Origin of the sequence: Arenimonas sp., from assembly GCF_041919775.1 — a bacterium.
Classification (GTDB): Bacteria; Pseudomonadota; Gammaproteobacteria; order Xanthomonadales; family Xanthomonadaceae; genus Arenimonas.
Genome location: NZ_JAYRTE010000001.1, coordinates 243,667 through 264,005 on the forward strand (window position 1 = coordinate 243,667; position 20,339 = coordinate 264,005).

Here is a 20,339-nt window from a genome sequence, read left to right on the forward strand (position 1 = left end):
CGCCATGACCGACGCGGATCCGCGCGCCGGCGAAGGCGCAGGCAGGCTCGGCGACGACGCCCAGGCGGTGCTCACCGCCGCGCGCGACACGGCCGGCGCCTACTTCGGCACGCTGCATTCGCTGCAGCGTCTGTTCCTGGCGGAGTTCGGGCTGGCCCGCGACGCCCTGGTGCAGGCCATGGTGCTGCTGATGCTGGCCACGGTGATGGTGACCACCACCTGGGGGCTGCTGACGGCCCTGATCGTGGCCGCCATCCGCAACGCCGGTGCGTCGTGGAGCGTGGCGATCGCCGTGCCGCTGGTGATCAGCGTCCTGATCGGCGCGATCGCCGCTTTCCGGGCGCGCCGGCTCATCCGCCACCTCGACTTCGAAGCGACCCGCCGGCAGTTCAAGCTGGGCCTCAAGGGCCTGCCGTCGGAGCCGCCGCCGGCCCGCGACGAGGCCGCACCATGAAGCTGCGCGACCGCCTGGTCGCGGTGCACGAGGCCGAAACGCACTGCGTCGAGCGGCGCATGCAGATCAGCGACTCGCGCGAACACCTGCGCCAGGAACTGCACCGCAGCGCCACGCCCACGCGCATCCTGGTGTCCGGCGCGGCCCTGGGCTTCGCGGTCGGCCTGAAGGAGCCCAAGGGCGCGCACCAGTCGCTGGCCGGCAAGGTGCTGGGCGGTCCGGTGTTTTCGATGGTGCTCGAGGCGGTGCTGCCGGGGCTGCTGGCGGGCATCACCGCCGCCGCGGGCCTGCATGCGGCCGAGGAAGAGGACGTCGCCGAGGACCTCGACGAGGACGACGTGGCCGCCGAAGCCGCGGCGGACGCCGACGAAGAGGCCGACGCCGCGGTGGAAGCCGCCGACGCCGCCGCGCGGGAAGCCGCTGCCGCCGCCGCCGCGGCGAAAGTTGCGAGGGTGCATCGTGGCAAGGCGTAGGCGCGGCACCACCAGGGCCGCCGCGACCGACGCGCCGGTCGACGCGGCGCCCGCGCCCGTAACCGAACCGGTCCGCCGCCGCGCCCAGGCCCGGCCGCTGTGGCTGCTGGTCACCGCGGCGCTGCTCTACACCTGCTACCTGGCCAGCAGCCTGATCCTGCCGATCGTTCTGGCGGGTTTCTTCGCCCTGCTGCTGGCACCGCTGATGCGCCGGGCACCGCTGCGCTGGCTGCCGCGCGCGGTGTCGGCGGTGCTGCTGGTGGCGGCACTGCTGGGCGGCATCGGCGCCGTGGGCACCTTCCTGGCGACACCCGCCGCCGACTGGGTGCGCAAGGTGCCCTTCGTGATGCGCGACGCGGCGCCCAAGCTGCGGCAGATGGTCGAACCCTTCAACCAGGCCAGCCGCGCCCGCGAATCCCTGGGCAGCCTGACCAAGGAGCCGGGCGCGCCCAGCGAGGCCGTGGTGGTGCAGCCGCCGCAGCCCGACCTGATCGAGGCCATTCCGGGCGTGGTTGGTCCGGTGCTGGCGGTGATCCTGCTGACCTTCAGCTTCCTGGTGTTCGGCGACGACGTGCTGCGCAAGCTGCTCGCCCTGCGACCGACCCGCGCCCAGAAGAAACTCACCGCCGGCATCGTCCAGAAGATCCAGTCCGACCTCTCGCGCTACATGCTCACGATCAGCGGCACCAGCTCGGTGCTGGGCCTGGCCACCATGGCCTGGCTGTGGTGGCTGGGCGTGCCCGACCCCTTGCTCTGGGGCGTGCTGGCCGCCGGCCTGAACCTGACGCCGATCGTCGGCCCGCTGGTGATGGTCCTGCTGCTGTCGCTCGTGGGCCTGTCGCAGTTCGACACCCTGGGCGCGGCGATGCTGCCGGCCGTCGGCTTCATGGCCTTCAATGCCCTGGAAAGCCAGCTGCTGACGCCGATGGTGCTGGGCCGCACGATGCGCATCAATCCGCTGGCGATCATCCTGTGGCTGATGCTCTGGGGCTGGCTGTGGGGCGTACCCGGCCTGCTGGTGGCGGTGCCGATGCTGGTGTGCCTGAAGATCGTCGCCGACCATGTCGAGGACTGGAAGGCCTGGTCGCAGCTGCTCGAATAAGCCCCGGGTTCACGGGGCGCTGTCGCGGCCCCGCGCTATCATCACCCGGTGGAAACGCTGCCCCGGGCGCTCAGCCTCGACCTCGACGACACCCTCTGGCCGATCTGGCCCTCGATCGAACGCGCCGAACGCGCGCTCGACGACTACCTGCGCGAGCACTGCCCGCGCACGGCCAACCGCTTCCCGGTGCACCGCATGCGCCGGCTGCGCGAGGAGGTGGCTGCCGAACACCCGCACCTGGTGCACGATTTCACGCAGCAGCGGATGATTTCGCTGCAGCGGGCGCTGGAACGCTCGGGCGACGACGTGGCGCGCGCCGACGAGGCCTTCGAGGCCTTCTTCGCCAGCCGCAACCAGGTCGAGTTCTATCCCGACGCCCTGGCCGCGCTGGCCCGGCTTGCGGCGCGCTGGCCGGTGGCCGCGCTGACCAACGGCAATGCCGACCTGGCGCGCATCGGCATCGAGGCGCACTTCCATTGCTACATCAGCGCCCGCGACCAGGGCCACGCCAAACCCGACACCCCGATCTTCCTGGCCACCTGCGAACGGCTGGGCGAAGAACCGGGCCAGGTCCTGCACATCGGCGACGACCCGCTGCTGGACGTGGTGGGTGCCCGCCGGGCCGGGATGCGCAGCTGCTGGATCAACCGCAAGAAAGATTCTTGGCCCCAGGGGCTGGCCCGGCCCGACCTTGAATTCGCTACGCTAGCCGGTCTCGCCGACTGGCTTGAATCCCACCCCGACGCCCCGGAGCCACGATGAACCTGCCCGCCTGCTTCGACCGCCCCGAGACCGCCGACGGCGCCCTGTCGCTGCTGCTGGTGCGGCGCGACGGCCTGGCGGCGTGGCGCGACGCCCAGCCGGCACCGGTGCAGGCCTGGCTGAAGGCGAACGACTTCAGTGGCCAGCCCGGCGCGCCGCTGCTGGTGCCCGGCGCCGACGGCCAGCCCGCGTTCGCCCTGGCCTGCGTGGCCGATGCCGCCGATCCGCTGGCGCTGGCGCACCTGCCGCAGATGCTGCCGCCGGGCGCCTACCGGCTGGCCGACGAAGCCCCGCAGGCGATCGACCCGGCGCTGGCCGTGCTGGGCTGGGGCCTGGGCAGCTACCAGTTCGGCCGCTACCTCAAGCCCACCCGCGAACCCGCCCGCCTGGTGCTGCCCGCCGACGGCGAGGCCGTGGCCGAGGCGCTGGCCCAGGTCGAGGCCGCTGGCCTGGTGCGCGACCTGGTGAACACGCCGACCGAGCACATGGGCCCGGCCGAACTAGAAGCCGCGGCGGCCGACCTGGCCCGCGCCCACGGCGGCGAACTGCGCAGCGTCGTCGGCGACGCGCTCACCGACCAGAACTTCCCGGCCATCCACGCCGTTGGCCGCGCCAGCCACCGCGCGCCGCGCCTGGTCGAACTGACCTGGGGCGACCCGGCCCACCCGCGCTTGGCCATCGTCGGCAAGGGCGTGTGCTTCGACACCGGCGGCCTGGACATCAAGGGCGCCGACGGCATGCGCAACATGAAGAAGGACATGGGCGGCGCCGCCCACGCCCTGGGCCTGGCCAAGCTGGTGATGGCGCGCAAGCTGCCGGTGTTCCTGCAGCTGCTGGTGCCTGCGGTCGAGAACGCCATCGGCCCCAACGCCTTCCGCCCCGGCGAAGTGCTGGCCACGCGCCAGGGCCTGAGCGTGGAAGTGGACAACACCGACGCCGAAGGCCGGCTGGTGCTGTGCGACGCGCTCACCTACGCCGCCGAAGGCAAACCGGCGCTGCTGATGGATTTCGCCACGCTCACCGGCGCCGCGCGCATCGCGCTGGGCCCGGACCTGCCGGCGCTGTACGCCAACGACGACGCGATCGCCGCCGATTACCTGGCCGCCGGCGAAGCCGCGCGCGATCCGCTTTGGCGCATGCCGCTGTGGCGGCCCTACCTGCATTACCTCAAGTCCAACATCGCCGACCTGGCCAACTCCGGCGCCACGCGCATGGCCGGCAGCATCACCGCGGCGCTGTACCTCGAACGCTTCGTGCCCGAAGGCCAGGCCTGGACGCACGTCGACGTCTACGCCTGGAACGACAACAACCGCCCCGGCAAACCCGCGGGCGGTGAAGCCCAGGGCCTGCGCGCGGCGTGGGGGCTGCTGCGCCGGCGTTTCGGCGGCTGATCCGGCCGCGGATGACAAGCGTCACCCGCAAAACCTAACTTCCGGCACCTTGGTCGCCACGGGGCGGCGGGTACACTGCCCGCCAGTCTCCGGAAACGACCTGCCATGCCCGCTTCGTCCGACCTGATCAACGAACTGCGCATCGAGCGCGGCAAACCCGCGTCCCGTCCGACGCGCGGGCGCAATCCCTGGCCCTGGGTGGGCGGCGCGGTGGTGCTGGTCGGCTGCGTCGTGGCCTTCGGGCTGCTGCGCGAGGAGCCGGTGCCGGTGCGTGTTGCCATCGCCGAGGCGCAAACGACCCAGGCCGCCGCGGCCGGCGCGTCGGTGCTCGACGCCAGCGGCTACGTCACCGCCCGCCGCATCGCCACGGTGTCCTCGAAAATCACCGGCAAGGTCGACGAGGTGCTGATCGAAGAAGGCCAGGTGGTCGAAGCCGGCGAAATCATGGCGCGGCTCGAGGCCACCGACGCCCAGGCCCAGCAGGACCTGGCGCAGGCGCGCCTGGCCGCGGCCCGCAACGATGCCAGCCGCGCCGATGCGCAGCTGAAGCTGGCAAGGCAGACGCTGGCGCGCACCCGCGACCTGGCCGCGCAGAAGCTGGTCGCCGCCGCCGCGCTCGACCAGGCCCAGGGCGAACACGATGCCCTGGCCGCCCAGGTCGAGTCCGCGCGCAGCAACATCCGCGTCGCCGAGCAATCGCTGGCACTGGCACGCATCGGCGTCGACAACACCGTCGTGCGCGCGCCCTTCGCCGGCGTCGTCACCGTCAAGGCGGCGCAGCCGGGCGAAATGATCTCGCCGATCTCCGCCGGCGGCGGCTTCACCCGCACCGGCATCGGCACCGTGGTGGACATGGACTCGCTGGAAATCCAGGTGGACGTCAACGAAGCCACCATCGGCCGGGTCAAGCCCGGGCAGAAGGTCGAGGCCGTGCTCAACGCGTACCCCGACTGGCGCATCCCGGCCGAAGTGATCGCGATCGTGCCCACCGCCGATCGCAGCAAGGCCACGATCAAGGTGCGCATCGCGCTGCTCGAACGCGATCAGCGCGTGGTGCCCGACATGGGCGTGCGCGTGTCCTTCCTGGAAGACGCGCCGCCGGCGGGCGCCGATGCGCCGGTGGTGAGCGGCGTCACCGTGCCGACGGAGGCGGTGGTGCAGCGCGAGGGCCGCACGGTCGCCTTCGTCGTGCGCGAGGAGCGCGCCAGCCTGCGCGAGGTGCAGGTGGCCGACGCCCTCGACGGCCGGAGCCGCGTCAGCCGCGGGCTGGCGGTGGGTGAAACGGTCGTGCTTTCGCCGCCGGCGGAGCTGGCGGACGGTTCCAAGGTCTTGGTGCAGGAATAAGCGCCCCGAAAGCTTCGGGGCTGAAGCCCCTCCTACAGAAATCGAGAGGTCGTCATGTCTGATTCCCTGGTGCAGATCCGCCAGCTGACCAAGCACTACACCCGCGGCAAGCAGACCGTCGAGGTGCTCCATGGCATCGACCTGGACATCCCGCGCGGCGCCTTCGTGGCCCTGATGGGGCCGTCGGGTTCGGGCAAGACCACCCTGCTCAACCTGATCGGCGGCCTGGACACGCCCACAGCCGGCAGCGTCAGCGTCGACGGCAAGCGCATCGACCAGTTCAGCGGCGGCGAACTGGCCAAGTGGCGCGCCGAACACGTCGGCTTCGTTTTCCAGTTCTACAACCTGCTTCCGGTGCTGAGCGCCCAGAAAAACGTCGAACTGCCGCTTCTGCTGACGAAGATGGGCAGCGCCGAGCGCGCCAGGCGCGCGCAGGTGGCCCTGACCCTGGTCGGCCTGTCCGACCGCGCCGGCCACAAGCCCAACGAACTCTCCGGCGGCCAGGAACAGCGCGTGGCCATCGCCCGCGCGCTGGTCACCGACCCGACCCTGCTGGTCTGCGACGAACCCACGGGCGACCTCGACCGCAAGACCGCCGACGAGATCCTGGGCCTGCTGCAGGTGCTCAACCGCGAGCACGGCAAGACCATCATCATGGTCACCCACGACCCGAAGGCCGCCGAGTTCGCCGGCCACACGGTGCACCTGGACAAGGGCCTGCTGGCGGAAGACGCCGCGGCCCACTGAGGACAGCGCCATGACCAAGACCGGTTTCGTGCTCGCCAACCTGTTCCACCGCAAGACCCGCACCTGGCTGACGCTGCTGTCGGTGGTGATGGCCTTCATGCTGTTCGGCCTGCTGCAGTCGCTCAACCTGGTGTTCAGCGCCGGCGCCGATTTCGTCGGCGCAACCCGCCTGGTGACCCAGTCGCGGGTGTCGTTCACGCAGTCGCTGCCGATGCGCATGGTGCCCGAGATGGACGCCATCCCCGGCGTGCAGCGGGTGATGTACCAGCAGTGGTTCGGCGGCGTGTACCAGGACAACCCGCAGATCTTCGCCTTCGCGGTGGACCCCGAGCGCCTGCACGATGTCTACCCGGAATGGGTGATGCCCGAGGAGCACTGGAACGCCTTCCGCGACACCCGCACCGGCATGATCGCCGGCAAGCTGCTGGCCGAGCAGTACGGCTGGAAGGTCGGCGACCGCATCCCGCTCAAGTCCAACATCTTCCCGCAGAAGAACAACTCCAAGGACTGGGAGTTCGAACTGGTCGGCATCTTCGACGGCAAGGACGAGGAGTGGCGCCGGCAGACCTCGGGCAGCCTCTACATCAACCACGCCTACTTCGCCGAAGCGGCGATGTTCGGCGGCGGCATGGCCGGCATCTTCGTGCTGCGGCTCGAGGACCCGGACATGGCCGAATCGATCGCCACGCTGGTGGACCAGCGCTACGAGAACTCCTCGGACGAAACCAAGACCCAGACCGAGAAGGACTTCAACGTCGGCTTCGTCAAGCAGCTCGGCGACATCGGCATGATCGTGCGCTGGATCCTGTTCGCGGTGTTCTTCACCCTGCTGCTGGTGGTCGGCAACACCATGGCCCAGAGCGTGCGCGAACGGGTGCCGCAGTTCGCGGTGCTCAAGACCCTGGGCTTTTCCGACAACAGCGTGCTGGGCTTCGTGCTCGCCGAGACGCTGGCGCTGTGCGCGATCGGCGGACTGGTCGGGCTGGGCCTGGCGACGGCGCTGGGCGCCGTGGTCGCCCGGGCCGCGGGTCCGATGCTGCCGATCGCGGTGGACGGGCGCGTCTGGCTGGCCGGCATCGTCGCCATCGTCGTGCTTTCGCTGGTGGTGGGACTGTTGCCGGCGCTGCGTGCGCGCCGCCTGAAGATCGTCGATGCCCTGGCCGGGCGCTGAGGAGGCTTGACCATGCTTAGCCAGATCATCGCCATCACCGGCCTGAACCTGCGGTCGATCCCGCAGCGCTGGGGCCCCTCGCTGGTCATCGTCATCGGCCTGGCCGGCGTCGTCGCCGTGTTCACCGCGCTGCTGGCGATGGCCCAGGGTTTCCAGGCCACGCTCAAGGACGCCGGCCGCACCGACAACGCCATCATCCTGCGCGGCGGCTCCGGCGCCGAGCTCAACTCCGGCTTCGGCGGCGACAGCGCCGAGCTGATCAAGCTCGGCCCCGGCATCCGCAAGGGCAAGGACGGCCGGCCGCTGGCGGCCGGCGAGATCATCGTCATCACCGAGCTGTTCAAGAAGGGCGAGACGATCAACGGCTCGAACGTGACCCTGCGCGGCGTCGAGCCGGCCTCGTTCGAACTGCGGCCGCAGCTGCAGATCACCGAGGGCCGGATGTTCGAACCCGGCCTGCGCGAGATCCTGGTCGGCGCCGGCGTCGCCCGGCAGTTCGCCGGCGTGGCCGTGGGCGACGTGCTGCGCATGCGCGGTTCGGACTGGACGGTGGTCGGCATCTTCGAGGCCGGCGACGCCAACGACAGCGAGATGTGGGCGGACCTCGGCACCGCGCAGTCGTCCTTCAACCGCGGCAACAGCGTCAGCGGCGTGCGCGTCGGCCTGGAGTCCCCCGAATCGCTGGCGGTGCTGGACCAGGCCCTGTCGGCGGACAAGCGCCTGACCGTCGAAGTGCTGCAGGAACAGGCCTACTACAGCGCCCAGACCGGCCAGTTCCGCGCCATGGTCAGCGTGCTGGCCGGCGTGGTGACGCTGATCATGGGCCTGGGCGCGATCTTCGCCGCGCTCAACACCATGTACGCAGCGGTGGCCACGCGCAGCCGCGAGATCGCCACGCTGCGCGCGATCGGCTTCGGCGGTTTCCCGGTGCTGGTGTCGGTGATGATCGAGGCCGTGGTGCTGGCCTTCCTGGGCGGCCTGGCCGGCGCCTTCATCGCCTGGGCGCTGTTCGACAACCTGTCGGTGTCGACGCTGGGCCAGAGCTTCACCCAGGTGGTGTTCGCGTTCCAGGTCAGCCTGGAGCTCGTGCTGGCCGGCCTGCTGGTGGCGGTGCTGATCGGCTTCATCGGCGGCCTGCTGCCGGCCGTGCGGGCCGCCCGCCTGCCGGTGACCACGGCGCTGCGCACGCAATAGTCACCACACCGTTGCAGCCACGGACCGGCGCTTGGGCGGATAATCCCCGCCCCAGCCCGGAGCCGCCGTGACCCCCACTCCCGCCATCGACCGCAAGGGCCTGTCGGCCGCCATCGCCTCCTACGTGCTGTGGGGCGTGTTCCCGCTGTACTGGATCCTGCTCAAGCACGTGCCCTCGATGCAGATCATTGCCCACCGGATCATCTGGTGCGCGGTGTTCGTGGTCGGCTACCTGGTGCTGCGCGAGGGCCGGCGCTGGCTGGGCGAGGCGCTTGCGCGCCCGGGCGTGGGCCGGCTGCTGGTGCTGTCGAGCCTGCTGATCAGCTTCAACTGGGGCGTCTACATCTGGGCGGTGACGCACGGCCGCGTGGTCGAGGCCAGCCTGGGTTATTTCATCAACCCGCTGGTGAACGTGCTGATCGGCGTGCTGGTGCTGCGCGAACGGCTGAATCCGGCGCAGTGGACGGCCGTGTCGGTCGCCGCGGTCGGCGTGCTGTGGCTGGCCTTCCAGCACGGCGATCCGCCCTGGGTGGCGCTGGCGCTGGCCTTCAGCTTCGCCTTCTACGGCCTGATCCGCAAAGTGGCCCAGGTCGATGCGATCCCGGGCCTGGCGATCGAGAGCCTGATCCTGCTGCTGCCGGCGCTGGCCTGGCTGGGGTTTGCGCAGTGGCGGGGCACGGCCGCCTTCCTCGACGGCAACGTGGGCAGCGACGTGCTGCTGGTCATCGGCGGCGCGCTTACCGCGCTGCCGCTGATCGGCTTCGCCTACGGCGCGCGGCGCATCCCGTATTCGCTGGTGGGCATCCTGCAGTACATCGCGCCGACCCTGCAGCTGCTGGCGGGCGTGCTGCTGCTGGGCGAGGCCTTCACCGGCAACCAGGCAATCGGCTTCGGCTGCATCTGGATCGCCCTGGCCATCTACGCCGCCGACGGCTGGCGCCGCGCCCGCCGCCAGCCCGCCCGTGCCGCGCAGGAACACTGCGCCGAAGAGGTGCCGGTCGCGGATGGCGCTGCGCCACCAAAATAGTTTTTTGCACTATCTGCGTAAATCCGGGGCGAAATGAATCACCCTACCCGCGCTTTCGAGAAGGTGATCAGGATGACGCCGGCGAGGATGACGGCCATGGCGCCGATCGCGTGCACGCTGAAACGTTCGCCCAGCAGCAGCGCCCCCAGCAGCACCGCGATCGGCGGATTGACGTAGGCGTAGCTGGTCGCCAGCGCCGGCCGCACGTTGTGCAGCAGCCAGACGTAGGCGCTGAAGCCGATGATCGAACCGAACGCGGCCAGGTAGCCCACGGCCAGCGTCGCGCGCAGCGGCGGCACCCCCGTCAGGCGCTCGCCCAGCACCAGGCCCAGCAGGCCCATCGCGACGCCGCCGCAGAGCATCTGCGCGGCCGTGCTCATGAACGGCGCCGGCAAATCGCGGCCGCGGCTCCAGACCGAACCCCAGGCCCAGGCGATCGGCGCCAGGATCAGCGCCACCATGCCCGGCACGCTGCCGCGCAGCTGGCTGCCGGCGTTGAGCCAGACGACGCCCACGAAGCCGATCGCCAGCCCCAGCCATTCGCCGCGACTGGGGTGCTGCTTGCGCAGCACGCCGAACAGCGCCGCCCACAGCGGCATCGAGGCCACCGCGATCGCCGCCAGGCCCGAGGACACCGACTGTTCGGCGAAATTCACCATGCCGTTGCCCAGCAGCATCATGAAAAGACCCATCACCGCCGCATTGCGCCATTGCGCCCGGGTCGGTGCGGCGTGGCCGCGCCAGCGCAGGAAGGCGTAGAACACCAGGCTGGCGACGATGAAGCGGATGCTGCCCATCAGGAACGGCGGATACCCTTCCAGGCCGACCCGGATCGCCAGGTAGGTCGAGCCCCAGACCAGGTAGACCGAGGCGAGCGCCAGCGCGACCGCGATCGCGGACGGGGGCGCGGCAGGCGGGTGGTTCATGCCTGTCTGGATCCTGCGCAAGGGCCTGGGCCGGTTTCGGAATCGAGCAGCGCCTGCTTGCGCGGCAGGCCCCAGCGGTAGCCGCCGAGGCTGCCGTCGCCGCGGATGACGCGGTGGCAGGGCACCAGCACCGCCACCCGGTTGCCGGCGCAGGCGCGCGCCACGGCGCGGGCGCCGCGCGGCATGCCCAGCGACGCGGCCAGTTCGGCGTAGCTGCGGGTCTGGCCGGCGGGGATGCGCATCAGCGCTTCCCACACCCGCTGCTGGAAGGCGGTGCCGACCAGTTCCACCGGCACGCTGCCGTGGCCGCGGGCCAGCGCATCGGCGACGGCGCGTACGCGCGGGGCGAGGAAATCATCGCGGCCCGCATCCACGCGCTGCAGCGTGGCGCGCGGGAACTCCGCCTGGAGGTCGGCGGCCAGCGCCCGGGCATCGTCGCCCAGCAGCACGGCGCAGACGCCGCGTTCGGTCACCGCCACCAGGGCCTGGCCCAGGGCCGTGTGAACCAGCGACCAGCGGATTTCCAGGCCGTCGCCGCCGCGCCGGTAGGCCTGCGGCGCCATGCCCAGGCGGGCTGCGCCGTTTTCGTACACGCGGCTGGGCGAGCCGTAGCCGGCGTCGTAAAGCGCCCGGGTGACGTCGTGGCCGGCGCGCAGGCCCTGCTTTAGCCCGGCCAGCCGGCGCTGGGCCCGGTACTGCGCGGGGCTGAGGCCGAACTGCTGGCGGAAGCGACGCTGCAGGTAGCTGGCGCTGAGGCCGACGGTGCCGGCCAGTTCGGCCAGGCCCAGGTCGGCATCGTCGAGCAGGCGGCGGGCCTGGTCGAGGCGGGGGTCGGGGGCGGGGGCGGGCTTGTCCATGCAGGCAAGGCTAGCCGGCACCCGGGGGGCCGGCTATCCGGTTCTTGCGCCGCGCCTTATTCGGCCCAGATGGTCGGCTGGCGGGTGACCGGCAGCACCTGGGCGGTGAGCTGGCCGTCGGCCGACAGCAGGTCGAGCGCATCGGCCAAGATCGCCGCCGATTCGCGCAGCAGCGGGTCGGGGCCGTTCTTCGCGGCCTCTTCCTCGGCCGCCTGCTCGACCACGCTGCGCTCGTTGTAGGCCAGGCCGTCGTCCACCAGGGCGGCGTTCTCGTCCACCTCCAGGCCGGCGGCGACGCGCTCGGCGCGGCGCTGCTTGCGCTCGGCCTCGAGGCGGTCGCGTTCGGCGCGGCGCACGTCCTCGTTCAGCGACACCTGCTTCTTCTCGCGCTCGGTGCGGAAGCGCGCCACGTCTTCCGACCACCACAGGAACTCGCGGTCCTTGGCCACGCGGGCCTCGTGGTTGGCCAGCAGCTGCGGGGTCAGCGCCGACAGGTTGCCGAGGTTGCCGTGCGGCGCCCGCGCGATGCGCGTCGCCGGCAGGGCGTTGTCATAGGTGCTTTCGCCGTATTCGGAGGCGTCCAGGCTGACCGGGAACTGCAGGTCCGGCACCACGCCGGCGTGCTGGGTGGTGCCGCCGTCGACGCGGAAGAACTGCGCGACGGTCAGCTTCACCTGGCCGAACTTGACGTCGTCCTTGCGCGGGAAACGATCGAGGTCGATCAGGCTCTGCACCGTGCCCTTGCCGAAGGTCGGCTCGCCGATGATCAGGCCGCGGCCGTAGTCCTGGATCGCCGCGGCGAAGATTTCCGAGGCCGAAGCCGAGGCGCGGTTCACCAGCACCGCGAGCGGGCCGTCCCAGGCCACGCCGTTGTCGTCGTCGGCTTCGACGCTGACGCGACCGCCGGTTTCGCGCACCTGCACGACCGGGCCGGTGTCGATGAACAGGCCGGTCAGTTCGACCGCCTCGAGCAGCGAGCCGCCGCCGTTGTCGCGCAGGTCGATGACCACGCCGTCGACCTGCTCGGCGCGCAGCTCGCGCAGCAGGCGCGCGACGTCGGCGGTGGCCGAACGGGCGTCCTTGTCGCCGCGGCGGCGGGCGTCGAAGTCGAGATAGAAGGTGGGCAGCTCGACCACGCCGATGCGGCGGTCGTCGATCTCGATGATGCGCTTCTGCGCCGCCTGCTGTTCGAGCTTGACCTTGTCGCGCTCGATCACCACCAGCACCGGCTTGGCATCCACGCCGGCGTCGGCCGGCAGGATGTCCAGGCGCACCTTGGTGCCCTTCTTGCCGCGGATCAGCGCGACGGTGTCGTCGATGCGCCAGCCGACCACGTCGGTCATCGGACCGGTGTCGCCCTGGCCCACCGCGATCACGCGGTCGCCGACCTTCACCTTGCCCGAGTTGGCCGCCGGGCCACCCGGCACCACCGTGCGCACGACCACGAACTCGTCCTGGCGCTGCAGCACCGCGCCGATGCCCTCGAGCGAAAGGCGCATCTGCATGTTGAAGTTCTCGGCGCTGCGCGGCGACATGTAGCTGGTATGCGGGTCGATCGAACCGGCATAGGCGTTCATGAAGGTTTCGAAGGCATCGTCCGCGCGCAGTTCGCCGACGCGTTCGGCCATGCCGGCGTAGCGCTTGTCGAGGGTCTTGCGGATCTCGGCCTGGCTGCGGCCGGCCAGCTTCAGGCGCAGCGCATCGTTCTTGACGTACTTGCGCCAGGCGTCGTCGAGCTCGCTGCCGCTGGCGGCCCATTCGGCGTGCTCGCGGTCGTAGAGCCAGCTTTCGTCCTTGGAAAAATCGAAGGGCTTCTTGAGCAAGGACCGGGCATAAACCACCCGGTCCGCCACGCGACGCTGGTAGGTCGCGAAGATGTCGAACGCCGGCGCCAGCTGCTGCGACTTGATGGCGTCGTCGTGGCGCAGTCGCTGGGCTTCGAAACGCTGGATGTCGGCGCGGGTGAAGAACAGCTTCTGGGCGTCGAGCGCCTCGAGGTAGCGGCGGTGGATGTCGGCCGACAGCGCGTCGTTGAGCGGCTTGGACCGGTAGACGTAGCGGCTGTCGGACAGGATGCCGTAGACCATGCGCGCCGCCGCGGCCTGTTCGGCGGTCGGCGCCAGGGCCGGCGGGCCGGCCACGGGGGTCGCCGTGTCCGCCGCGGGACTGCCGCTGGCGGAAAGGGCCAGCGCCAGGGGCAGCGCGGCGGAAAGGGCGATCAACTTGTACTTGAGCATGATTCGGATCCAGTGCGTCAGGGGCCCACTGTGCGCTCCGGCCGGGGCCGCGGCGTGTGCCAGTAGTGCTGGGGCATCGTGCTGGCAGGGGGCACGATTCCGAGCATACCCCGCCCGGTGTTCAGGGGGCGTCGGCGACGAATCCGGCTTCAGCGGCCATTCGGTCCGCGTGGTAGGACGAGCGCACCATCGGCCCGGAGGCCACGTGCGTGAAGCCCAGCGCCTGGCCCGCGGCCTCGAGCGCCTTGAACTCCTCGGGCGTCCAGTAGCGCATCACCGGGTGGTGGTGCGGGGTCGGCTGCAGGTACTGGCCGATCGTGATCATGTCGACGTCATGGGCGCGCAGGTCGCGCAGGGTCGCCATCACCTGTTCGAAGGTCTCGCCCAGGCCCAGCATGATGCCGGACTTGGTCGGCACGTCCGGGTGCTGAGCCTTGAAGCGCTTGAGCAGCTCCAGCGACCAGGCGTAGTCGGCGCCGGGCCGCACGTTCGGATACAGGTCCGGCACCGTCTCGAGGTTGTGATTGAACACGTCGGGCGGCGACTGCGCCAGGATTTCCAGCGCCCGGTCCATGCGGCCCTTGCCGCGGAAATCGGGCGTGAGGATCTCGATCTTCAGCGACGGCGACAGCGCCCGCGCCTCGCGGATGCAGTCGACGAAATGCTGGGCGCCGCCGTCACGCAGGTCGTCGCGGTCCACGGACGTGATGACCACGTAGCGCAGGCCCATGTCGGCAATCGTGCGGGCCAGGTTGGCCGGCTCGCTGGCGTCGGGCGGCTTGGGCCGGCCGTGGGCGACGTCGCAGAAGCTGCAGCGACGGGTGCAGACCTCGCCTAGGATCATGAACGTGGCGGTGCCGTGGCTGAAACATTCGTGGATGTTCGGGCAGCTGGCTTCCTCGCAGACCGTCACCAGCCGGTTCTCGCGCAGCTTGCTCTTGAGCTTCTGCACGGCGTTGCCGGAAGGGATGCGGACGCGGATCCAGCTGGGTTTGCGCAGCACGGGCGCGGATTCGTCGAACTTCACCGGGCTTTTGCCGATCTTGTCCCCGCCCAGCTGCTTCTGGCCTTCCACCAGCGGCGAACCCAGGACCTGCAGCGGGATGGACTTGTTCGCGGACTCGGACATGACGCCTCAGGCGGGAGTGAGATCGGGGAGGCCGGCCACCGGCCGGGCCTGCAGGCCGAGCCGCCGGGACAGGGCCCCGACCAGCAGCGGCCTGACCGCGGCAAGCTCGCCGGGACCGCCCAATTCTAGCACCGAGGTCACTTCCAGCCCCTGGTAACCGCAGGGATTGATGCGCCTGAACGGCTCCAGGTCCATCGCGATATTGAAGGCCAGGCCATGGAAGCTGCAGCCCCGGCGCACGCGCAGGCCCAGGGCCATCACCTTGCGGCCGCCGACGTAGATGCCCGGCGCGCCGTCCCGGCGCTCGCCGTGCACGCCGAAGCCGGCCAGAACGTCGATCACCGCCGCTTCGATGCGGCAGACCAGCTCGCGCACGCCGATGCCCAGCCGGCGCAGGTCCACCAGCGGGTAGGCGACCAGCTGGCCGGGGCCGTGGTAGGTCACCTGGCCACCGCGGTCGACCTGCAGCACCGGGATGTCGCCGGGCGCCAGCACGTGCTCGGGTTTGCCGGCCTGGCCGAGGGTGAACACCGGCTCGTGCTCGACCAGCCACAGTTCGTCGGGCGTATCGGGACCGCGGGCATCGGTGAACTTCTGCATCGCCCGCCAGACCGGTTCGTAGGCCTGGCGGCCCAGGTCACGCACCAGCCAGGGCCGGTCGGCGGGCGTGCCGGCCGGCGCGGCGTCGCAGGCAGGGGCTACAGCGTCCACTTCACCGCCGGGTGCTCGCGCAGCGCCCCGTGGGCGGCGTCGTAGTCCTCGCGACTGTGGGCCTCGAAGACCAGGGTGACCGAGACGTAGTTGCCCTTGCTTGAGGGCTTGATGGCCATGCGGTCGCGGTAGACGGTGAGGCCCAGGGCCTCGAGCACCATCGGCATCACCAGGTGCAGGTCGGCCTCGGCCGAGCCCATGGCGCTGATCTCGAAGATGCCCGGGAACTGGAAGCCGTGTTCGGGGTTGTCGGAATGGATGGACATCCCGGCATTATGGGGGCGCCAGGCCGGTCACCCAAGGGTCAGGCGCCTTCCACCCGCACGAGGTTGCGGCCCTCGGCCTTGGCCCGGTACATGGCGTGGTCGGCCGCGCGGTAGAGCTCGTCGCCGCCTTCGCCGGCCTCCGGGTGCAGCACCGCCACGCCGATGCTGACCGTGAGCGCGAGCGGGCCTTCGCGCAGCTGCAGCGGCCGCTGCACCAGGCTGGCCCGCATCGCCTCGGCCAGCGCCGCGGCGGCCTGGGCATCGTGGCCGGGCAGCAGCACGCCGAACTCCTCGCCGCCCAGCCGCGCCAGGTGCGACCCGGGCACGCCCAGCATCTCGCGCATGCGGTCGGCGAAGCGCACCAGGCAGGCGTCGCCGGCGTCGTGGCCGAGTTCGTCGTTGACGCGCTTGAAGTGGTCCAGGTCCAGCACCAGCATCGCCAGCGGCCGGCCGCTGCGGCGGGCTTCGCCGACGTGGTGTTCCAGTGCGCCGCTGAAGGAGCGGCGGTTGGCGACGCCGGTCAGCGGGTCGATGCGGCTAAGGCGCTCGTACTGGTCGCGCTGCATGCGCAGGGCGTCGTAGAGGTCCAGCTGGTGCTGGTATTCGCGGTAGCTGCGCAGCAGCACCACCGCCAGGTAGATCGAATACACCGCCACGGTGATCCCGACCGACAGGCGTTCGTCGGTATGCGGCAGGAGCAGCGCCGCGGGCAGGTAGATCATCGCCACGCCCAGCAGGGCGCGGTTACGGCGCAGCGCGTAGTTGTGGGCGAAGGCGGTGGCGAAGGCGATCGTGCACAGCAACGCCGCGCTGCGGCCACCGGCCAGGTGCGGATCAAGCAGCACCCAGCTGAGCACCCCGCCCCACAGCGCAGCCGTCGCCAGCACCACGCCCCACTGCCGGTCCAGCCAGGCCTGCAGCCGGGCCATGCCCTCGCCGTCCGCGGGCACCGCCGGCCGGAAGCGGGCGATCGCGAGGCCGAGGAAGGCCAGGCTGATCAGGCTCCAGGCAAGCGGGTGTTCGACCAGCACCTGGCCCGGCGCCGACACCACGAACCAGCCCAGCACATAGAACAGGCCACCGGCGACCAGGCGCTGGCGGGTATCGGCGGCTTCACGGGCCAGCCGCTGGAGCGCAACCTCGTCGTCGCCGGTCCCGCGCATGCCGTCCCCCTGCCTGCCCCGCGAACCCGGGGCGCGTCACGCCTGTCTTATTCGCTTTCCCACCACAGCCAGAAATCGTCGCTCATGCGCTTGAAGAAGCCGCCCTCGGCGACCTCGGCCAGCGCCACCAGCGGCCGTTCGGCCACCACCTCGCCGTCCAGGCTCAGGCGCAGCGTGCCGATCGCCTGGCCCTTGGCCACCGGCGCGGTGAGCTGCTTCGGCACATCCATGCTGGGCTTGAGTTCAGCGTAGCGGCCGCGCGGCACCGTCACCAGCAGCGGCTCGGTGACGCCCAGGGAAACGGTGTCGGCGGCGCCGCGCCAGATCGGATGCTCGGCCACCTGCTCGCCGGCGCCGTAGACGCTGTGCGTTTCGAAGTGGCGGAAGCCCCAGTTCAGCAGCGCCAGGTTGCCCTGCTCGCGCAGGCGGAAGCCTTCGTTGCGGCTGGTGGTGTCGATGCCCAGCACCACCGACACCAGGCGCTGGTCGCCGCGCTTGGCCGAGGCGGCCAGGCAATAACCGGCGGCCGAGGTGTGGCCGGTCTTGAGGCCATCGACGCTGTCGTCCTTCCACAGCAGGCCGTTGCGGTTGTACTGCTGGATGCCGTTGTAGGTGAATTCCTTGATCTTGTAGAGCGCGTAATGGTCGGGGAAATGGCTGATCAGCGCGCGCGAGAGGATGGCGATGTCGCGCGCGGTCATCACGTGGCCGTCGGCGGTCAGGCCGTGCGCGTTCTCGAAGTGCGAAGCGCTCATGCCCAGCTTGGTCGCGTAGGCATTCATCATGTCGACGAAGGCCGCTTCGGTGCCGGCCAGGTGCTCGGCCAGCGCGATCGCGGCGTCGTTGCCCGACTGGATGACCAGGCCGTGCAGCACGTCGTCGAGCTTGACCTCGGTGTTGACCTCGAGCGCGCTGTAGCTGCCGTCGGTGCCGGCGCCGCCCTGGCGCCAGGCGTTTTCGCTGATCTTGACCATGTCGTCGAGCGACGCGCGGCCGGCGGCCACTTCGGCGGCAACGACATAGGACGTCATCACCTTGGTGATCGAAGCTGGGTTCAGCGGTTCGTCGATGTTTTCACCGGCGAGCACCTGGCCACTGGTGTGGTCCATCAGGATCCAGGCTTTCGCGCCTTCGGGCACGGGCGCCTCGGGCGTCGGGGGCGGCGCGACCTCGGGCTTGTCGGGCACCGGCGTCGGGGCGGGGGCCTGGGCGAACGCGCCGCCGGCGAGCATCGCCGCCAGCAGGAAGGACAGGAAACGGGAAACGGACATCCGGCAAGAACTCCAGTTATTCAGGGGCCTGCGCTGCACGCAGGCCGATGGCAAGGCAATGATGCTAGCCCCTATTCGATGAACACGCGCGGGCTGGGCAGGCCGAGGGCGCGCAGGCTTTCGAGGGCCTGGTTCGCCGCGCCGGCCGCCAGCGGGCCGATGCGGACCCGCCAGAGCTTGTCGCCGTTGACCTTCACCGGGACCACGTCGACGCCGCGGATGCCGGCGTCTTCGATCTGGCGGGCGATCCGCCGGGCGTTGTCGCGATCGCGGTAGGCGCCCACCTGCAGGATGCGGCGGCGGCCGTCGTCGGCCGGCATCGCGACCGCGGCGGGCACCGGCGCCATCGCCGGCAGGCGGGGCGACGCGTCGCTGGCCGCCAGGCGCGGGGCGTCGCCGGCCGGCACCAGGGCTTCGACCTCGACCCGGGCCGTGCCGCTGCGGTCCAGGCCCAGCTTCACCGCCGCCGCGTAGCTGAGGTCGATGATGCGGCCTTCGTGGAAGGGGCCGCGGTCGTTGACCCGCACGACCACGCTTTCGCCGGTGTCGAGCCGGGTGACCCGGGCGAAACTCGGCAGCGGCAGCGTCTTGTGCGCGGCGCTGAAGCTGCACATGTCGTAGATCTCACGGCTGGAGGTATGCCGGCCGTGGAACTTCTGGCCATACCAGGAGGCGATGCCGCGCTCGCGGTAACCCTCGGCCCGGTCCAGCACGCGGTAGCTCTTGCCCAGCACGGTATACGGCGACCGGTTGCCGTAGCGCGCCAGCGGTTCGTGGCCCGGCACGGGTTCGACCAGGCCGCTGATGTCCAGCGGATCGGTGGGCGCGGAATCGGAAACGCCGGGGGCGTACAGGCCGCCGGCGGTGTAGTCCTCGTCCCGGTGCTCGCGCACCTGCACGCAGGCCGCCTGCAGCGCCTGCGCGGACGCCGCGGCCGGCGTGGAAGGGGCGGCGGAACGCGGACTGCCGGCCGGTTCGGTGGCGGGCACGACGGGGCGGGTGGGCTTGCCGGCGCAGGCGGCCAGCAGCACCACCAGACAGGCCAGGGCGAGCCTCATGGCGCGGTGGCGGCCCCGGTTCCGGCGGCGATTTCACGCGAGAGCTGGTACACCGCCATCGCGTACATCGGCGAGCGGTTGTAGCGGGTGATCACGTAGAAGTTCTGGAAGCCGAACCAGTGTTCGGTGCCGTCCACGCCTTCCAGGGTGACCAGGGTCGCCTTGTGGTCATGGCCCAGCGCCTCGGCCGGGCGGTAGCCCTTCTCGCCGAGCTCGGCCAGGCTGTAGCGCGCTTCCAGGCCTTCGGGCTTGAAGGCTTCGACGCCTTCGTCGGCGCGGGCCAGGGCCACCACCGGTTCGCCGGCCTGCCAGCCGTGGGCGACGAAATAATTGGCGACCGAAGCAAAGACGTCGTCGAGCGAGCCGAACAGGTCGCGGCGCCCGTCGCCGTCGCCGTCGCGGGCGTAGGCGCGGTAGCTCGAAGGCATGAACTGGCCGTAGCCCATCGCGCCGGCGTAGCTGCCCTTGAGCGCGGCGAGGTCGAGGTTTTCTTCCCTGGCCAGCAGCATCACCTGCGCCAGTTCGTCGCGGAAGAACTGGCCGCGGGCGGTTTCGCGCTCGACCTGCGCGGGGTCGCCGCTGACCGGGTAGAAAAACCCCAGCGTGTAGAGCGCATCGAGCACCTGGTAGCTGCCGGTGTTGCCGCCGTAGCTGGTTTCGACGCCGATGATGGCGACGATCATTTCGGCCGGCACGCCGGTGTCGGCCTCGACCTTTTCCAGCGCGTCGCGGTGCCGGGCCAGGAAGGCCTGGCCGTCGCGGATGCGCTTGTCGGAAATGAAGATCGGCCGGTAGTCGCGCCAGGGCTTCACCCTTTCGGCCGGGCGAGACATCGCGTTCACGATGCTCTGGCGGTATTCCGACTTTGCCAGCCAGGCCTCGACGTCGCTGGCGGGCAGCCCGTACTTGGCTTCGGCGTGTTCCAGGAAGGCCTGGCGCAGGGCCGGGTCCGGGGTCGGATTGGCAGCGGCCGCGGCGGAGGCGGCGAGCAGGAGGGCGGACAGGCGAAGCAGGAAGGTGCGCATGGAAACCAGCCTAACGGAGTGCCGGCAATTT

At 70.8% G+C, this 20,339-nt stretch carries 20 protein-coding genes; 10 read left to right on the forward strand and 10 right to left on the reverse strand.

From position 1 onward, the window contains the following. Positions 1 to 4 precede the first annotated feature (4 nt). The 10 genes from ACE3TE_RS01150 to rarD all read left to right on the forward strand — a co-directional run bounded on the left by ACE3TE_RS01150 (position 5) and on the right by rarD (position 9,665). On the forward strand, positions 5 to 454 hold the full coding sequence (locus ACE3TE_RS01150) for a hypothetical protein (RefSeq protein ID WP_374601411.1): 450 nt from the start codon (positions 5 to 7) through the stop codon (positions 452 to 454). After that, entirely contained in the window at positions 451 to 927 is a 477-nt protein-coding gene (locus ACE3TE_RS01155) for a hypothetical protein (protein WP_374601413.1), read from the forward strand. The genes ACE3TE_RS01150 and ACE3TE_RS01155 overlap by 4 nt, the downstream gene beginning before the upstream one ends. Next, complete coding sequence (locus ACE3TE_RS01160; RefSeq protein ID WP_374601415.1) at positions 914 to 2,029, forward strand: AI-2E family transporter; 1,116 nt, start codon at positions 914 to 916, stop codon at positions 2,027 to 2,029. The genes ACE3TE_RS01155 and ACE3TE_RS01160 overlap by 14 nt, the downstream gene beginning before the upstream one ends. Positions 2,030 to 2,077: 48 nt before the next feature. After that, positions 2,078 to 2,791: an HAD family hydrolase gene (locus ACE3TE_RS01165; RefSeq protein WP_374601417.1), complete on the forward strand. Its 714-nt coding sequence runs from the start codon at positions 2,078 to 2,080 to the stop codon at positions 2,789 to 2,791. Further along, a complete protein-coding gene (locus ACE3TE_RS01170; RefSeq protein ID WP_374601419.1) occupies positions 2,788 to 4,182 on the forward strand; it encodes a M17 family metallopeptidase in 1,395 nt (464 codons plus the stop codon). The genes ACE3TE_RS01165 and ACE3TE_RS01170 overlap by 4 nt, the downstream gene beginning before the upstream one ends. A gap of 105 nt (positions 4,183 to 4,287) precedes the next feature. Beyond that, positions 4,288 to 5,526 carry an efflux RND transporter periplasmic adaptor subunit gene (locus ACE3TE_RS01175; RefSeq protein WP_374601421.1) on the forward strand — a complete coding sequence of 413 codons (1,239 nt, stop codon included), beginning with the start codon at positions 4,288 to 4,290 and terminating at the stop codon, positions 5,524 to 5,526. Between the two features lie 54 nt (positions 5,527 to 5,580). Next, entirely contained in the window at positions 5,581 to 6,273 is a 693-nt protein-coding gene (locus ACE3TE_RS01180; RefSeq protein WP_374601423.1) for an ABC transporter ATP-binding protein, read from the forward strand. A gap of 10 nt (positions 6,274 to 6,283) precedes the next feature. After that, positions 6,284 to 7,444, forward strand: a complete 1,161-nt coding sequence (locus tag ACE3TE_RS01185; RefSeq protein WP_374601425.1) for an ABC transporter permease — start codon at positions 6,284 to 6,286, stop codon at positions 7,442 to 7,444. A gap of 12 nt (positions 7,445 to 7,456) precedes the next feature. Then, positions 7,457 to 8,638, forward strand: a complete 1,182-nt coding sequence (locus ACE3TE_RS01190; RefSeq protein WP_374601426.1) for an ABC transporter permease — start codon at positions 7,457 to 7,459, stop codon at positions 8,636 to 8,638. A gap of 67 nt (positions 8,639 to 8,705) precedes the next feature. Then, positions 8,706 to 9,665 carry an EamA family transporter RarD gene (rarD, locus tag ACE3TE_RS01195; RefSeq protein ID WP_374601428.1) on the forward strand — a complete coding sequence of 320 codons (960 nt, stop codon included), beginning with the start codon at positions 8,706 to 8,708 and terminating at the stop codon, positions 9,663 to 9,665. Positions 9,666 to 9,703: 38 nt separating this feature from the next. Here the strand turns inward: rarD and yedA are convergent, their stop codons facing one another. The 10 genes from yedA to mltB form a co-directional block, all read right to left on the reverse strand. After that, entirely contained in the window at positions 9,704 to 10,591 is an 888-nt protein-coding gene (yedA, locus tag ACE3TE_RS01200; protein ID WP_374601430.1) for a drug/metabolite exporter YedA, read from the reverse strand. Further along, on the reverse strand, positions 10,588 to 11,448 hold the full coding sequence (locus ACE3TE_RS01205) for a methylated-DNA--[protein]-cysteine S-methyltransferase (protein ID WP_374601432.1): 861 nt from the start codon (positions 11,446 to 11,448) through the stop codon (positions 10,588 to 10,590). The genes yedA and ACE3TE_RS01205 overlap by 4 nt, the downstream gene beginning before the upstream one ends. A 56-nt stretch (positions 11,449 to 11,504) precedes the next feature. Beyond that, a complete protein-coding gene (locus ACE3TE_RS01210; RefSeq protein ID WP_374601434.1) occupies positions 11,505 to 13,685 on the reverse strand; it encodes a carboxy terminal-processing peptidase in 2,181 nt (726 codons plus the stop codon). Positions 13,686 to 13,806: 121 nt separating this feature from the next. Continuing rightward, on the reverse strand, positions 13,807 to 14,814 hold the full coding sequence (gene lipA, locus ACE3TE_RS01215; RefSeq protein WP_374601436.1) for a lipoyl synthase: 1,008 nt from the start codon (positions 14,812 to 14,814) through the stop codon (positions 13,807 to 13,809). 6 nt (positions 14,815 to 14,820) lie between these two features. Next, entirely contained in the window at positions 14,821 to 15,525 is a 705-nt protein-coding gene (gene lipB / locus ACE3TE_RS01220; RefSeq protein ID WP_374601438.1) for a lipoyl(octanoyl) transferase LipB, read from the reverse strand. Next, positions 15,513 to 15,791, reverse strand: coding sequence for a DUF493 family protein (locus tag ACE3TE_RS01225; protein ID WP_374601439.1), 279 nt, complete (start codon positions 15,789 to 15,791; stop codon positions 15,513 to 15,515). The genes lipB and ACE3TE_RS01225 overlap by 13 nt, the downstream gene beginning before the upstream one ends. Before the next feature lie 38 nt (positions 15,792 to 15,829). Beyond that, positions 15,830 to 16,954, reverse strand: coding sequence for a GGDEF domain-containing protein (locus ACE3TE_RS01230; RefSeq protein WP_374601441.1), 1,125 nt, complete (start codon positions 16,952 to 16,954; stop codon positions 15,830 to 15,832). A 47-nt stretch (positions 16,955 to 17,001) separates the two neighbouring features. Continuing rightward, the gene (locus ACE3TE_RS01235) at positions 17,002 to 18,225 is read right to left on the reverse strand and encodes a D-alanyl-D-alanine carboxypeptidase family protein (protein ID WP_374601443.1); all 1,224 of its coding nucleotides are present in this window, start codon (positions 18,223 to 18,225) and stop codon (positions 17,002 to 17,004) included. 71 nt (positions 18,226 to 18,296) lie between these two features. Then, complete coding sequence (locus ACE3TE_RS01240; protein ID WP_374601445.1) at positions 18,297 to 19,283, reverse strand: septal ring lytic transglycosylase RlpA family protein; 987 nt, start codon at positions 19,281 to 19,283, stop codon at positions 18,297 to 18,299. Next, positions 19,280 to 20,308 carry a lytic murein transglycosylase B gene (mltB, locus tag ACE3TE_RS01245; protein WP_374601447.1) on the reverse strand — a complete coding sequence of 343 codons (1,029 nt, stop codon included), beginning with the start codon at positions 20,306 to 20,308 and terminating at the stop codon, positions 19,280 to 19,282. Before mltB ends, ACE3TE_RS01240 begins: the two co-directional genes overlap by 4 nt. Between the last annotated feature and the right edge of the window lie 31 nt (positions 20,309 to 20,339).

Excerpts from the sequence above, each read along its gene's own strand:
- mltB (WP_374601447.1), bottom strand. The coding sequence starts at position 20,308 with ATGCGCACCTTCCTGCTTCGCCTGTCCGCCCTCCTGCTCGCCGCCTCC.
- ACE3TE_RS01240 (WP_374601445.1), bottom strand. The coding sequence starts at position 19,283 with ATGAGGCTCGCCCTGGCCTGTCTGGTGGTGCTGCTGGCCGCCTGCGCC.
- ACE3TE_RS01150 (WP_374601411.1), top strand. The coding sequence starts at position 5 with ATGACCGACGCGGATCCGCGCGCCGGCGAAGGCGCAGGCAGGCTCGGC.
- ACE3TE_RS01205 (WP_374601432.1), bottom strand. The coding sequence starts at position 11,448 with ATGGACAAGCCCGCCCCCGCCCCCGACCCCCGCCTCGACCAGGCCCGC.
- ACE3TE_RS01175 (WP_374601421.1), top strand. The coding sequence starts at position 4,288 with ATGCCCGCTTCGTCCGACCTGATCAACGAACTGCGCATCGAGCGCGGC.
- ACE3TE_RS01230 (WP_374601441.1), bottom strand. The coding sequence starts at position 16,954 with ATGCGCGGGACCGGCGACGACGAGGTTGCGCTCCAGCGGCTGGCCCGT.
- ACE3TE_RS01190 (WP_374601426.1), top strand. The coding sequence starts at position 7,457 with ATGCTTAGCCAGATCATCGCCATCACCGGCCTGAACCTGCGGTCGATC.
- ACE3TE_RS01185 (WP_374601425.1), top strand. The coding sequence starts at position 6,284 with ATGACCAAGACCGGTTTCGTGCTCGCCAACCTGTTCCACCGCAAGACC.
- ACE3TE_RS01155 (WP_374601413.1), top strand. The coding sequence starts at position 451 with ATGAAGCTGCGCGACCGCCTGGTCGCGGTGCACGAGGCCGAAACGCAC.
- ACE3TE_RS01180 (WP_374601423.1), top strand. The coding sequence starts at position 5,581 with ATGTCTGATTCCCTGGTGCAGATCCGCCAGCTGACCAAGCACTACACC.
- ACE3TE_RS01235 (WP_374601443.1), bottom strand. The coding sequence starts at position 18,225 with ATGTCCGTTTCCCGTTTCCTGTCCTTCCTGCTGGCGGCGATGCTCGCC.
- ACE3TE_RS01210 (WP_374601434.1), bottom strand. The coding sequence starts at position 13,685 with ATGCTCAAGTACAAGTTGATCGCCCTTTCCGCCGCGCTGCCCCTGGCG.
- ACE3TE_RS01225 (WP_374601439.1), bottom strand. The coding sequence starts at position 15,791 with ATGTCCATCCATTCCGACAACCCCGAACACGGCTTCCAGTTCCCGGGC.
- ACE3TE_RS01170 (WP_374601419.1), top strand. The coding sequence starts at position 2,788 with ATGAACCTGCCCGCCTGCTTCGACCGCCCCGAGACCGCCGACGGCGCC.
- yedA (WP_374601430.1), bottom strand. The coding sequence starts at position 10,591 with ATGAACCACCCGCCTGCCGCGCCCCCGTCCGCGATCGCGGTCGCGCTG.
- lipA (WP_374601436.1), bottom strand. The coding sequence starts at position 14,814 with ATGTCCGAGTCCGCGAACAAGTCCATCCCGCTGCAGGTCCTGGGTTCG.